14 protein-coding genes are annotated in these 12,784 nt (G+C 68.5%); 4 read left to right on the top strand and 10 right to left on the bottom strand.

Annotated elements, in window-relative coordinates; all coding sequences use genetic code 11:
* Positions 1–2: 2 nt before the first annotated feature.
* The 3 genes from truB to TX88_RS14500 are packed head-to-tail and all read right to left on the bottom strand — an operon-like array spanning position 3 to position 2,514.
* On the bottom strand, positions 3–890 hold the full coding sequence (gene truB / locus TX88_RS14510; RefSeq protein WP_084621909.1) for a tRNA pseudouridine(55) synthase TruB: 888 nt from the start codon (positions 888–890) through the stop codon (positions 3–5).
* Positions 887–1,561, bottom strand: coding sequence for a 4'-phosphopantetheinyl transferase PptT (gene pptT, locus TX88_RS14505; RefSeq protein ID WP_044517704.1), 675 nt, complete (start codon positions 1,559–1,561; stop codon positions 887–889). The genes truB and pptT overlap by 4 nt, the downstream gene beginning before the upstream one ends.
* Positions 1,558–2,514 carry an ACP phosphodiesterase PptH gene (locus TX88_RS14500; protein WP_044519403.1) on the bottom strand — a complete coding sequence of 319 codons (957 nt, stop codon included), beginning with the start codon at positions 2,512–2,514 and terminating at the stop codon, positions 1,558–1,560. Before TX88_RS14500 ends, pptT begins: the two co-directional genes overlap by 4 nt.
* Positions 2,515–2,675: 161 nt before the next feature.
* Between TX88_RS14500 and TX88_RS14495 the strand changes: the two genes are divergently transcribed.
* Complete coding sequence (locus tag TX88_RS14495) at positions 2,676–3,272, top strand: DUF3558 domain-containing protein (RefSeq protein ID WP_044517702.1); 597 nt, start codon at positions 2,676–2,678, stop codon at positions 3,270–3,272.
* A 32-nt stretch (positions 3,273–3,304) separates the two neighbouring features.
* On the top strand, positions 3,305–4,948 hold the full coding sequence (locus tag TX88_RS14490; protein ID WP_044517700.1) for a CocE/NonD family hydrolase: 1,644 nt from the start codon (positions 3,305–3,307) through the stop codon (positions 4,946–4,948).
* Here the strand turns inward: TX88_RS14490 and TX88_RS14485 are convergent.
* Complete coding sequence (locus TX88_RS14485; protein WP_044519402.1) at positions 4,937–5,485, bottom strand: DUF1802 family protein; 549 nt, start codon at positions 5,483–5,485, stop codon at positions 4,937–4,939. The genes TX88_RS14490 and TX88_RS14485 overlap by 12 nt on opposite strands.
* An 11-nt stretch (positions 5,486–5,496) precedes the next feature.
* On the bottom strand, positions 5,497–5,760 hold the full coding sequence (locus TX88_RS14480; RefSeq protein WP_044517697.1) for a DUF2277 domain-containing protein: 264 nt from the start codon (positions 5,758–5,760) through the stop codon (positions 5,497–5,499).
* A 45-nt stretch (positions 5,761–5,805) separates the two neighbouring features.
* On the opposite strand from TX88_RS14480, the gene TX88_RS14475 reads away from it, so the two are divergent.
* A complete protein-coding gene (locus tag TX88_RS14475) occupies positions 5,806–6,561 on the top strand; it encodes an enoyl-CoA hydratase (protein WP_044517695.1) in 756 nt (251 codons plus the stop codon).
* 110 nt (positions 6,562–6,671) lie between these two features.
* Here TX88_RS14475 and TX88_RS14470 read toward each other — a convergent pair whose 3' ends face one another.
* Positions 6,672–7,115: a MerR family transcriptional regulator gene (locus tag TX88_RS14470; RefSeq protein ID WP_044517693.1), complete on the bottom strand. Its 444-nt coding sequence runs from the start codon at positions 7,113–7,115 to the stop codon at positions 6,672–6,674.
* A gap of 45 nt (positions 7,116–7,160) precedes the next feature.
* Between TX88_RS14470 and TX88_RS14465 the strand changes: the two genes are divergently transcribed.
* Positions 7,161–7,772: a class I SAM-dependent methyltransferase gene (locus TX88_RS14465; protein WP_044517691.1), complete on the top strand. Its 612-nt coding sequence runs from the start codon at positions 7,161–7,163 to the stop codon at positions 7,770–7,772.
* Between the two features lie 79 nt (positions 7,773–7,851).
* Here TX88_RS14465 and TX88_RS14460 read toward each other — a convergent pair whose 3' ends face one another.
* The 4 genes from TX88_RS14460 to infB form a co-directional block, all read right to left on the bottom strand.
* Complete coding sequence (locus TX88_RS14460) at positions 7,852–9,186, bottom strand: MATE family efflux transporter (RefSeq protein WP_044517689.1); 1,335 nt, start codon at positions 9,184–9,186, stop codon at positions 7,852–7,854.
* A 2-nt stretch (positions 9,187–9,188) separates the two neighbouring features.
* Complete coding sequence (locus TX88_RS14455; RefSeq protein WP_044519401.1) at positions 9,189–10,193, bottom strand: DHH family phosphoesterase; 1,005 nt, start codon at positions 10,191–10,193, stop codon at positions 9,189–9,191.
* Positions 10,186–10,689: a 30S ribosome-binding factor RbfA gene (gene rbfA, locus TX88_RS14450; protein ID WP_044517688.1), complete on the bottom strand. Its 504-nt coding sequence runs from the start codon at positions 10,687–10,689 to the stop codon at positions 10,186–10,188. Before rbfA ends, TX88_RS14455 begins: the two co-directional genes overlap by 8 nt.
* A 3-nt stretch (positions 10,690–10,692) precedes the next feature.
* Positions 10,693–12,784 (bottom strand): translation initiation factor IF-2 (gene infB, locus TX88_RS14445; RefSeq protein ID WP_244438423.1); only part of this gene is annotated, 2,092 nt, incomplete at its 5' end.

The following is a 12,784-nucleotide window of genomic DNA, read 5'->3' as shown; positions in this document are numbered from 1 at the left end:
CCCTACAAGGTGGCCGGGCGCAACACCACGACGTTCTTGGTGCGCGACGAACCGTCCTGCAGGAGCGCGATGACCCGGCCGTCGGGTGCGGTGGCGGCATAGATCCCGTCGATGCCGGCCGGGGCCAGCGCGCGCCCGTGCCGGGTGTCCTCGGTTTCCTCGGCGCTCAGGTCGCGACGTGGAAACCCGATCAAGCAGGCCTCGTCGAGGGAGTAACTCAGCCGAGCCTGCTCGGCGAGGTCGTCCAGGGTGCGCGCCTCGTCCAGGCCGTAGCGGCCAACCTTGGTGCGGCGCAAGGCCGTCAGATGTCCACCGACACCCAGTGCCACACCCACGTCGCGGGCCAGGGCGCGGATGTAGGTGCCCGAGGAGCAGTCCACATCGACGTCCACATCGACGAATTCGTCCACCCGCCGGACCGCGAGGACCTCGAACCGGCCGATGCGCACGGGCCGGGCGGCCAGCTCGACGGTCTGCCCTTCGCGGGCCAGCTTGTAGGCGCGCTGACCGGCGATCTTGATCGCGCTGACCGCCGAGGGCACCTGTTCGATATCTCCGCGCAGTGCCGCCACCGCGCCCTCGATCTGATCGTCGGTGACATGGGCAGCAGAAACCGTCTGCAGCACTTCACCTTCGGCGTCCTCGGTGGACGTGGTCTGGCCGAGCCGGATTGTCGCGGCATAGGACTTGTCGGTGGCGGTCAGGAGGCCGAGGATCTTGGTGGCGCGCTCGATCCCGATCACCAGCACGCCGGTCGCCATCGGGTCGAGGGTGCCGGCATGTCCCACCTTGCGGGTGCCGAACAGCCGACGGCACCGCCCCACCACGTCATGGCTGGTCATCCCGGCCGGCTTGTCGACGATCACCAGGCCGGCTTCTGGACCGCTCACAACACGATCGCCGTCAACGTCACGCCGTCGCGCACCGACCAGCGGCCGTCCAATGCAGTCAGCGGCGGCCCGTGTTCGGCGGCCGGGTCGATCAGGATCTGGGACCGGAACGTTCCGGCCGCGCCCGCGCCATCCACGCCGAACGTGATGTGGGCGTCCTCGAACCCCAGCCAGCGGTGCGTCAGCGGATACCAGGCCTTGTAGGTGGCCTCCTTGGCGCAGAACAGGATTCGGTCCCAGTGCAGGCCGTCCGGCAGCCCACCGAGTTCGGAGCGCTCCAACGGCAGCGAGATCGCGCCCAGAACCCCGTCGGGCAGCACGTCATGCGGTTCGGCGTCGATGCCGACCGACCTCACCCCTCCGACGCGGCCGACCACGGCACCCCGAAAGCCCTGACAGTGCGTCAGGCTGCCGACGATGCCATCGGGCCAGCACGGCTCGCCCTTGTCCCCCTTGAGGATCGGCACCGGGCCCACGCCGAGCTCGCCCAGCGCCTGGCGGGCGCAGTAGCGCACCGTGGTGAACTCGTTGCGCCGCTTGGCCACCGCGCGGGCCACCAGTGCCGCCTCTTCGGGCAGCGCCGTCAGGCCCGGCGGGTCGTCGTACATCTCGGCCGCGGCGAGCTTGTCCGGCATGTCGGGCAACACCTGCCCCAGCAGCGTGTCGCTCATGAGCGCCTCGCCTTGATCCGCTCCTGCATCTGCTGGGCATGGGCGCGCATCTCGGCCGTGATCTGGAAGTGTCCGCCGAACTCGTTGAGATAGCCGGGTGTGTAGTTGGGGTCCGGCAGGATCTGGCGCAGCCAGCGGAAGGGCTTTCGGCGGCGCCACTCCCGCGGATAACCGACCGACACTTCTTCGAAGCGCACGTCGTCGTACCAGGTGGTGCGCGGAATGTGCAGGTGGCCGTACACCGAGCAGATCGCGTTGTAACGGGTGTGCCAGTCCTTGGTGGCCGTCGTGCCGCACCACAGCGAGAACTCGGGATAGAACATCGCGTCACAGGGTTCACGGACCAGCGGGAAATGGTTGACCAGAACCGTCGGGTCCATCCAGTCCATATCTTCGAGCCGCTTGCGGGTGGCCGCCACGCGGTCACGGCACCAGGCGTCGCGGGTCGCGTAGGGCTCGCTGGACAGCAGGAACTCGTCGGTGCCGACGACGTTGCGGTCCCGGGCGATGGCCAGCCCCTCGGCCTTGTTCGAGGCTCCCTCGGGCAGGAACGTGTAGTCGTAGAGCAGGAACATCGGCACGATCGTCGCCGGGCCACCCTGTTCGGTCCAGACCGGGAACGGGTGCTCGGGGGTGATGACACCCATCTGGTCGCACATGTCGACCAGGTAGTCGTATCGGGCCCGGCCGAAGATCTGCATCGGGTCCTTGTTGGTGGTCCACAGCTCGTGGTTACCCGGAACCCAGATGACTTTCGCGAACCGCTTGCGCAGCAGGTCCAGGGCCCACCGGATCTCGTCGGTGCGCTCCCCCACGTCACCGGCGACGATCAGCCAATCGTCCGGCGAGGCCGGGTACAAGGACTCGGTGACCGGCTTGTTCCCGGTGTGCCCGGTATGTAGATCGCTGATCGCCCACAGAATCGGCTGCCGGTCCCTCGACTCGTGATCAATCACAGTTGCACCACCACAACGGACCAGCCTAACCGGGCGGCGGCGCCGCACGCCGTTGACAACTAGAACAGGTTCTCGTTTATGGTCGAGTCCGTTGCAACCGACCGCTACACTCCCCGCAAGCCGGGGAACGTTTTGCCACCAAACTACGAGGGGGTGTGATGGCCGCCAAGTGGCGTCTGCTGTCGGCATCGACAGGCATGGTTGCGGCGCTGGTATCGGCGGTGATCGTGGGGTGGCAGTCGGGCCCCACCGAGGTCGCGGGCGCCGGCCCGCTGCACCTCGATGCCACAGACCTCCCGATGACCAACGTGTCCACGACGATCAAGTGGCCGGTCATCGAGACCACGGACCCGTCACCGTTCGATCCGTGCAACGACATCCCGTTCGACGCGGTCCAGCGGCTCGGCCTGGCCTTCACCCCGCCGGAGCCCGAGGACAGCCTGCGGTGCCACTACGACGCCGGTGACTACCAGATGGCCGTCGAGGCATTCGTCTGGCGCACCTACGAGCAGACCATCCCGGCCGACGCGGTCGAACTGGACATCAACGGCCATCGGGCCGCGCAGTACTGGATCATGAAGCCCACCGACTGGAACGACCGCTGGTGGATCACCTGCATGATCGCCTTCGACACCAGCTACGGCGTCATCCAGCAGTCGCTGTTCTACTCGCCCGTCCACTCCCCGGACCGGCCGGACTGCCTGCAGACCAACCTGCAGCGGGCCCACGAATTGGCGCCGTACTACAAGTTCTGAGGGTTGCCGCGACCGATCCGTAGCCTGGCCAGGTGAGCACATTCGGCCGGTACGCCGGCAAGGCCGTCAGCAGGATCCTGGGGCTACCGCCGCACGAGACCGACTTCACCGTGCGGCACGGGCTGCGGGTGCCGATGCGCGACGGCGTCGAACTGGTCGCCGACCACTATGCGCCCGTCACCGACCGTCCCGCCGGCACGCTGCTGGTGCGCGGACCCTACGGCCGCCACTTCCCGTTCTCCCCGGTGTTCGCACAGGTGTATGCGGCCCGCGGCTATCACGTGGTGTTGCAGAGTGTGCGCGGCACCTTCGGCTCTGGCGGTCAGTTCACCCCGATGGTGCACGAGATGAACGATGGTGCCGACACCGTGGCCTGGTTGCGGAACCAGCCCTGGTTCACCGGGTCGTTCGCCACGGTGGGGCTGTCCTACCTCGGCTTCACCCAGTGGGCGCTGCTGGTCGATCCGCCGCCGGAGATGAAGGCGGCCGTCATCACCGTCGGCCCGCACGATTTCAGCGAATCAGCCTGGGGCACCGGCGCGTTCACTCTCAATGACTTTCTGGGCTGGAGCGCGATGGTGGCCCGCCAGGAGGACCCCGGCCTGGTGCAGGCCCTGAACCGGCAGCTGCGCGGCCCCGCGGAGCTGGCCAAGGCGACTGCCGGCCTGCCGATGGGTGAGGCCGGCCGCCAACTGCTGGGCGACGGCGCCCCGTGGTACGAATCCTGGCTGGAACACCCCGAACGCGACGATCCGTTCTGGGACCGGCTGCGGTTCCACGAGGCCCTGCAGCACGTCGAGCTGCCAATCCTGTTGCTCAGCGGGTGGCAGGACCTCTTCCTGAACCAGACGCTGGAGCAGTACGAGCAGCTGCATCGACGGGGTGTCCCGGTTGCGCTGACGGTCGGGCCGTGGACGCATACGCAGCTGATGACCAAAGGGCTCACCACCGTGGTCGGCGAATCGCTGGACTGGCTCGGTGCGCACCTGGCCGGCGACGGCGAAACCGACCGCAGCACGGTACGGATCCACGTCAACGGCCACGGCTGGGTGGAGCTGGCCGACTGGCCCCCGGTCATGCCCGAACACGAGTTGTTCCTGCAGCCCGCGGGGCGCCTGGGCGAGACGCCGCCGCCGGAATCCGCGCCACCGTCTGGATTCACCTACCACCCCGCCGACCCCACCCCCACGGTCGGCGGACGACTGCTCGCCGCGACGGGCGGTTACCGCGACGACACCCGGCTGGCACGGCGCAGCGATGTGCTGACGTTCACCGGCGACCCGCTTGCGGCCGATCTGTACCTGGCAGGCAACCCGGTCGTCGAGCTGGCGCACAGCTGCGACAACCCACATCACGACATCTTCGTCCGGATCAGTGAGGTGGACGCAAAGGGCCGGTCCCGCAACGTATCCGACGCTTTCCGTCGATTGAACGGCCACACCGGGCCGGTTCGCCTCGAGCTGGATGCCGTCGCACACCAGTTCCGGGCAGGGTCGCGGATCCGGCTGCTGATCGCCGGGGGTTCGCATCCGCGGTTCGCCCGCAATCTGGGCACCGCCGAGCCGCCGATCTCCGGTTCCAAGCTGGTCCGGGCCACCCATACCGTGCATCACGGCGAGGGTGGGGTGTCGCGGCTGGTGCTGCCCGCCGGCCCGGTGCCGCCGTCAGCCGACTGAGGTTCGCACCCGCTCGGCGACGTCGTGCAGCATCGCGTCGTCGTGCACCGGTGGCCCCCAGTCCGCCTGGACCGGCAGGTCGACCCAGCTCTTGCACCCGGCGAATTCGGGTGTGCGGGCCAGCCGGATCGGCGTGCGCAGCGGGCTGACCTGGACGACCAGGACGGTCAGTCGGTGTTTGGGGCGGAAATCGAGCCGGTCGGCCTGCACAGATTCGGCGGTCCAGATGTGCAGATCGGCGAGTTCATCGATGGACTCCGGGCGGTTGACCTCTACTGCGGCAACAACTTTCGCCCCGGCCCGAATCACCACAGCGTCTTCGGTGCTGTCTTGGGCGGCAGCGTCGAGCAGGTCTGCGTGTTGTGGCCGCACCCGTTCGGCATGGCTGTGCGCGATCGTCGGGAACAGGATGAACTCGGGTGCGGCCACCGAGAACCGCTTCTCGTGGATACCGCCCTTGCGCAGCAGCACCGTCTGACGGCCGTCGAGCAACGCGTGTACGGCCGCGCTCCACTCCTTGAGGGAGGGTTGCGTCAGCTCGGGCTTGATCACGTTGCCAGCCGGGCGCGGACCTCCGGACGGCGCAGCGGCGGAACGGTCTTGGGAGGCTGCCTGCGCGGGGCCAGGCCGTCGAGCAGCCGTGTCGTCGTCGCGGTGACCTCGGCGACCGCGGCCTCGAACGCGTCGACGTTGGCGCCGGTGGGCCGGGTGATCCCGCTGACCTTGCGCACGTATTGGCGGGCTGCGGCCTCGATCTCTTCGTCGCTTGCGGCGGGTTCCAGCCCGCGCAGCTCGGTGATGTTGCGGCACATGCCACCCACGATAGGCGCGTTGGGCCCGGCGGCTACGGTGAGCGAATGACCGATCCAGTGCTGCTGATCGATACCACCGACCGCGTCCGGACCCTGACGCTGAATCGGCCCCAGTCGCGCAATGCGCTGTCGACACAGCTGCGCACCGAGTTCTACCGGGCATTGCGCACCGCACAGGCCGATGACGCCGTCGACGTCGTCATCCTCACCGGCGCCGATCCGGTGTTCTGCGCGGGCCTGGATCTCAAAGAACTCGGCGACACCACCGAACTGCCCGACATCTCCCCCAAATGGCCGGCCATGACCAAACCGGTGATCGGCGCCATCAACGGCGCCGCGGTCACCGGCGGCCTGGAACTGGCGCTGTACTGCGACATCCTGATCGCCTCGGAGCAGGCCAAGTTCGCCGACACCCACGCCCGGGTGGGTCTGCTGCCGACGTGGGGCCTGAGCGTGCGACTGCCGCAGAAGGTCGGCGTGGGCCTGGCCCGGCGGATGAGCCTCACCGGCGACTACCTCTCGGCCGCCGAGGCCCTGCGCGCCGGCCTGGTCACCGAGGTGGTGCCCCACGACGAGCTGCTGCCCGCCGCCCGCCGGGTGGCCGCCTCGATCGTCGCCAACAATCAGGCCGCGGTCCGCGCCCTGCTCGCCTCGTATCACCGCATCGACGCGTCCCAGACCGATCAGGGTCTCTGGATCGAAGCGGCCTCGGCGCGCGAATGGATGGCGACGGCCTCCGGTGACGACATCGCGGCCAGCCGCGGTGCCGTGATCGAGCGGGGACGCGCGCAGGTGCGCTGACGCTGCCGCCTCCCTTGCACCGCGAGCGACCGTGTCTGTACGGCAACGCCCGGCGTGTCGCGTACATCTGCGGTCGCTCGCGCGGCAGAGGAGGCAGCGGAGGCGCAGGGTCAGTCGACGAGCCACCCCGTTCCGGCCTTGCCGGTGGCGAGTTCCTCGACACTCATCCCGTCGACCAGCCGGTCGAGCGCACCGATCATCGTGTCGCATTCGCGTGCGGGATGCTCTTTCGGGCAACGCAACGCATGCGTCAGAAACTGTTGCGCCCCTTGCGCTTGCGCGATCACCCGATCCAGCGCGGCGATCTGCTCGCGCACCGTCGCGCGCCACTGCTCACTCGGCGCGTCGAGCACCGCGGCCGCGGTGTCGAGCGGAAGACCCAACCGGTTCACAATCTTGAGCAGTGCGAGCCGGCGAAGCTCCTCGGGCCCGTACATGCGCTTGCCGGCCTGCCGCAGCCGCGGGGACACCAGCCCACGTTCGTCGTAGTACCGCAACGCCGACGGGCTCATCTGCAGCCTCGCAGCGGCCTCGCCGATCGGGATCATGTCCATGCCGCCATTTGACTTCAACCCACCTTGAACCGGCAAGGTCTACCCATGGACGCCGCGCGTGCGATCAATCACCATGCCGACCACCCCGGCTTCTCGGGCGTCACCGGGGTGTTGTGCGGGCTGGTCTTTCTCTTGGTGGGCCGGTCAAAGGCTCGGTTGGCCGCCGATACCGCGCAGCTCTCCTCCGCGGACCACGTCGTCGATGTGGGTTGCGGGCCGGGTACCGCCGCCCGGGTGGCCGCCCGCCGCGGTGCGCGAGTGACGGGCGTCGACCCCGCGTCGACCATGCTGCGCATCGCGCGCCTGGTCACGCCGAAACGCGCACCCATCACCTGGAGCGTGGGCACCGCCGAAGCCCTGCCGGTGCCCGACGGATCCGCGACGGTGGTGTGGGCACTGGCCACCGTGCACCATTGGCAGGATGTCGACAAAGCGGTTGCCGAGGCGCGCCGGGTGCTGGCGCCCGGCGGCCGGTTGATCGCGATCGAGCGTCAATCACCTCCCGACGCCACGGGATTGGCCAGCCACGGCTGGACACGGCAGCAGGCCGAGTCGTTTGCGACGCTGTGTCGCGACACCGGATTCGACGACGTTTCGGTGGCCGAGCGTGGCGGCGGCAAGGGGTCCGTCTGGGTGGTCAGCGGTACGCGAAGGTGAGCGCCGGCCCCGTGAGCGACCGCATTTGTACAGAGAAGGGCGGCGTGTCGCGTACAGACACGGTCGCTCGCGGTGCCAACTAGGCGGTGCCCGGCACCAGCCAGCGACCTGAGAACGCGCGCCAACCGACGAAGATCAGCCGCAGTACCATGAACGTGCTCAGCCCGGACCAGATGCCGAACAGGCCCCAGCCGTAGAGCAGCGACAACCAGATCAGCGGCAGGAAGCCGACCAACGCACTCGTCAGGGTGGCGTTGCGCATGAACTTCGCGTCGCCCGCACCCAGCAGCACGCCGTCGAGCGCGAAGACGATGCCCGCCACGGGCAATTGGGCCACCATGAACCACCAGGGCACCCCGATGGCGGCCAACACCGATCGGTCGTCGGTGAACACCGACGGCATCACCGACGAACCGGCGGCGAAGACGACGGCCAGCACCACCCCGGCCAGGGTGGAGAACAGTGTCACCCGCCAGGCCACGCTCTTGGCATGCGCGAGCTGACCCGCCCCCAGCGCCGCGCCCACCAGTGACTGTGCGGCAATGGCGAGTGAATCCAGCACCAGGGCAAGGAAACTCCACACCTGTAGGACGACCTGATGCGCCGCGACGGAAGCGGCACCGAATCGAGCTGCCACCGCGCCCGCGGACAGGAAACAGGCTTGGAACGCCATCGATCGCAGCAGCAGGTCGCGGCCCATGGTCAGCTGTGCCCGCAGCACCGCGGGCCGGACTCCCAGCGCGACCTTCTCGATCACCAGGGCACGCAGAAACAGCAGCGCCGCGACCCACTGCCCCACGACGTTCGCCACCGCCGAACCGGCCAGCTCCAAACGGGGCAGGCCCAGCCAGCCGTAGACCAACAGCGGGCACAACACCGCCGACACGGCAAACCCGAACACCACGTAGTGCAGGGGGCGCGCGGTGTCCTGCACGCCGCGCATCCAGCCGTTGCCGGCGAGCGACACCAGGATCGCCGGGGCGGCCAGGATCGCGATGCGGAGCCACGGCAGCGCGGCGCCCGCGATATCGGAATGTCCGGCGATCGCCCCGAGCAGTGGCACCGCCGCGGCCTGCACGACCGCGATGATGAGCAGGCCCAGTCCCAGCGCCAACCAGGTGGCCTGCACGCCCTCGCCTACCGCCGCCTTCCGGTCACCCGCCCCGAACAGCCGGGCCGAGCGCGAGGTGGTGCCGTAGGACAAGAACGTCCCCTGCGAATTGACCAGGCCGAGGACCAGGCCGCCGATGGCCAGACCGGCCAGGCTGAGCGCACCGAGGCGTCCGACGATCGCGATGTCGAACAGCAGGTAGATGGGCTCGGCCGCCAGGACGCCCAGTGCCGGGATCGCCAGGCCGGCGATGCGGCGGGTGGTGGCGGGAGTGACCGGAATATCGCCTTCCGGCTCAACCATGGCTAGGCAAGAGCCTGAGCAAGCGCCTGAACGACATCGTCGGCGGGGCCTGCCGCGGAGTACCCGGCCGCGTGTGGATGGCCGCCGCCCCCGAACGAGCTGGCGACCGTCGCCAGGTTGAGCGACTTTGCCCGCATGGAAACCGACCAGTGTTCGGGTTCGATCTCTTTGAACACCGCGGCGACCTCTGCCTGCTGGGTGGTGCGCACGATGTCGACGATGCTCTCCACTTCCTCGGGCCGGGCGTTGGACCATTCGTCATGCGGCACAACGGCATACACGAGCCCGCGGCCACCGACCGCCTCCGGTAGCAGCCGGGCCGAAGCAAGCACCCGGGACAGCATCGGCAGCCACGCAAACGGGTGGGTGTCGAGCAGTGCGCGGCTGATCGAGGCGTTGTCCACCCCGAGTTCGACCAACCGGGCCGCCAACCGGTGTGCCCGGGCAGTGGCCCAGCGGAACGAACCGGTATCGGTGGTCAACCCGGCGTACAGGCAGTGCGCCACCCGCTTGTCGATGGGCTTGTCCCAGGCGTCGAGGAGTTCGGCCACCAGCATCGTGGTGGAGTCCGCCGTCGGATCGACATAGTTGGCGGTGCCGAACAGCTGATTGGACGCATGGTGGTCGATGACCAGCACCGCGCGACCGTTCTCGGCCAGTTCACTCAGCGCGCCGAGTCGGTTGACACTCGGAATATCCACTGTGACAACCAGATCCGCGTCATCCCGGATCGCGCTGGGCGCGACCATCAGATGTCCGCCCGGCAGGGTCTGCAACGACTCGGGCAGCTGGTCGGGAGTCGCGAAGGCTACCTCGACCTGTTTGCCCGCGTCGTCGAGCACCTGCGCGAGCGCCAGCCCGGCGCCGATGGTGTCGGCATCGGGATAGACGTGGCAGACGACGCTGATGCTCGCCGCGTCCGACAGGAGGTCGGCTGCCGCACGCGCGTCGACACGCAGACCGGAAGGGCGCCCATTGGGAGCCCCGGAATGAGCAGTATCAGTCATCCGTTCGATCGCGGTCACCGGCATCCTCTGTGTCTGCCCCGTCGGCAAGCCCGTCCATGTCTTCCGCCCCGCTCACACGGTACGGGTCTTCATCACCGGCGTGCTTGGCGCCCTCTCGAACTCTCGCCAAATCCTCGTCGGCGGCCCGCGCCCGGGCCAGCAGCTCCTCCATCCGGTGCGCCGCATCGGGCACGGTGTCGCGGACGAACGCCAGGGTCGGGGTGAATCGCACCCCGGTCCCGGCGCCCACCTTGGTCCGCAACACACCCTTGGCACTCTCCAGCGCCGCCGCCACACCGGCATAATCCGGTTCCTCATCGAGACTGGTCCCGATGACGGTGTAGTACAGCGTGGCGTCGTGCAGATCACCGGTCATCTTGGCATCGGTGATCGTCACGCCGTCCAGCCGCGGATCCTTGATCTCGTACTCGATCGCCGAGGCGACGATGGTGGAGATCCGTTTGGCGAGCCGCTTGGCCCGTGCGGGATCAGCCATCGGTTATGTACGCACCTTCTCGACGAGTTCGTACGTCTCGATGACGTCGCCTTCCTTGATGTCGTTGTAGGTCAGAGTCAGACCACACTCGTAACCTTCGCGGACCTCGGTGGCATCGTCCTTCTCCCGCTTGAGCGAGGACACCGTGAGGTTCTGTGCGACCACCAGGTTGTCACGCAGCAGCCGGGCCTTGGCGTTGCGACGCATGATGCCCGAGGTGACAAGGCAACCGGCGATGTTGCCGACCTTGGACGACCGGAAGATCGCCCGGATCTCGGCGCGGCCGAGCTCCTTCTCCTCGTACACCGGCTTGAGCATGCCCTTGAGGGCCTTCTCGATCTCGTCGATGGCCTGGTAGATCACCGAGTAGTACCGGATCTCCACACCCTCGCGGTTGGCCAGCTCGGTCGCCTTGCCCTCGGCACGGACGTTGAACCCGATGATGATCGCGTCCGAGGCCGAAGCCAGGTTGACGTTGGTCTCGGTGACGCCACCGACACCGCGGTCGATGACCCGCAGCTCCACTTCGTCGTCGATCTCGATACCCATCAAGGCTTCCTCGAGGGCTTCGACCGTACCGGCGTTGTCGCCCTTGAGGATCAGGTTCAGCTGGCTGGTTTCCTTCAGCGCCGAATCCAGGTCTTCCAGGCTGATCCGCTTGCGGCTGCGTGCGGCCAGTGCGTTGCGCTTGCGCGCGCTGCGCCGGTCGGCGATCTGACGGGCGATGCGATCTTCGTCGACAACCAGGAAGTTGTCACCGGCACCGGGCACCGACGTGAAGCCGATGACCTGGACCGGACGCGAGGGCAGTGCCTCTTCGACGTCGTCGCCGTGCTCGTCGACCATGCGGCGGACGCGACCATAGGCATCGCCGGCCACCACCGAGTCGCCGACACGCAGGGTGCCGCGCTGGATGAGCACCGTGGCCACCGGGCCGCGACCGCGGTCCAGGTGCGCCTCGATCGCCACACCCTGGGCCTCCATGTCGGGGTTGGCCCGCAGGTCCAGGGATGCGTCGGCAGTCAGGACGACTGCTTCCAGCAGCGCCTCGATGTTGGTGCCCTGCTTGGCGGAGATGTCGACGAACATGGTCTCGCCGCCGTACTCCTCGGCCACCAGGTTGTATTCGGTGAGCTGAGCCCGGATCTTGGCCGGGTCGGCACCTTCCTTGTCGATCTTGTTGACCGCCACCACGATCGGCACGTCAGCGGCCTGCGCGTGGTTGATGGCCTCCACCGTCTGCGGCATGACGCCGTCGTCGGCCGCGACCACCAGGATTGCGATGTCGGTGGCCTTGGCGCCACGGGCACGCATGGCGGTGAACGCCTCGTGACCCGGGGTGTCGATGAAGGTGATCGGCCGGACGTTGCCGTCCAGATCGACCTCGACCTGGTAGGCGCCGATGTGCTGGGTGATGCCACCGGCCTCGCCCTCGCGGACGCTGGCGTTCCGGATGGTGTCCAGCAGTCGGGTCTTGCCGTGGTCGACGTGACCCATGACGGTGACCACCGGCGGGCGGACCTCGAGGTCCTCCTCGCCGCCCTCGTCCTCGCCGTAGGTGAGGTCGAAGGACTCCAGCAGCTCGCGGTCCTCGTCCTCGGGCGAGACGACCTGCACCTTGAAGTTCATCTCGCTGCCGAGCAGTTCCAGGGTGTCGTCACCGACCGACTGGGTCGCGGTGACCATCTCACCCAGGTTGAACAGCGCCTGGACCAGTGCGGCCGGGTTGGCGTCGATCTTCTCGGCGAAGTCGCTCAGCGAGGCGCCACGGGCCAGCCGGATGGTCTCGCCGTTGCCCTTCGGCAACCGCACGCCACCGACGACCGGTGCCTGCATGTTCTCGTATTCGGCGCGTTTCGCCCGCTTCGACTTACGGCCGCGCTTGGGGGCACCGCCGGGACGACCGAACGCACCGGCCGCGCCACCGCGCTGGCCGGGACGGCCACCGCCGCCACCGCCACCGGGACGACCGCGGAAACCTCCGGCGGCCGCGCCGCCTGCAGCGCCGCCACCACCGCCGGCGCCACCGCCGCGGTAGTTACCGCCACCGCCGCCGCCGGGACGAGCACCCTGACCGGCACCGCCGGGGCGGGGG

It is taken from the genome of Mycolicibacterium septicum DSM 44393 (assembly GCF_000455325.1).
Lineage (GTDB): Bacteria > Actinomycetota > Actinomycetes > Mycobacteriales > Mycobacteriaceae > Mycobacterium > Mycobacterium septicum.
Note: the sequence above shows the minus strand (reverse complement) of the source record. Positions and strands in the feature narration are given on the sequence as shown.

Coding starts and splice junctions, on each gene's coding strand:
- TX88_RS14470 (WP_044517693.1), bottom strand. CDS start 7,115: ATGGACATGATCCCGATCGGCGAGGCCGCTGCGAGGCTGCAGATGAGC.
- TX88_RS14475 (WP_044517695.1), top strand. CDS start 5,806: ATGACCGATCCAGTGCTGCTGATCGATACCACCGACCGCGTCCGGACC.
- TX88_RS14480 (WP_044517697.1), bottom strand. CDS start 5,760: ATGTGCCGCAACATCACCGAGCTGCGCGGGCTGGAACCCGCCGCAAGC.
- pptT (WP_044517704.1), bottom strand. CDS start 1,561: ATGAGCGACACGCTGCTGGGGCAGGTGTTGCCCGACATGCCGGACAAG.
- TX88_RS14495 (WP_044517702.1), top strand. CDS start 2,676: ATGGCCGCCAAGTGGCGTCTGCTGTCGGCATCGACAGGCATGGTTGCG.
- TX88_RS14460 (WP_044517689.1), bottom strand. CDS start 9,186: ATGGTTGAGCCGGAAGGCGATATTCCGGTCACTCCCGCCACCACCCGC.
- TX88_RS14465 (WP_044517691.1), top strand. CDS start 7,161: ATGGACGCCGCGCGTGCGATCAATCACCATGCCGACCACCCCGGCTTC.
- rbfA (WP_044517688.1), bottom strand. CDS start 10,689: ATGGCTGATCCCGCACGGGCCAAGCGGCTCGCCAAACGGATCTCCACC.
- TX88_RS14455 (WP_044519401.1), bottom strand. CDS start 10,193: ATGACTGATACTGCTCATTCCGGGGCTCCCAATGGGCGCCCTTCCGGT.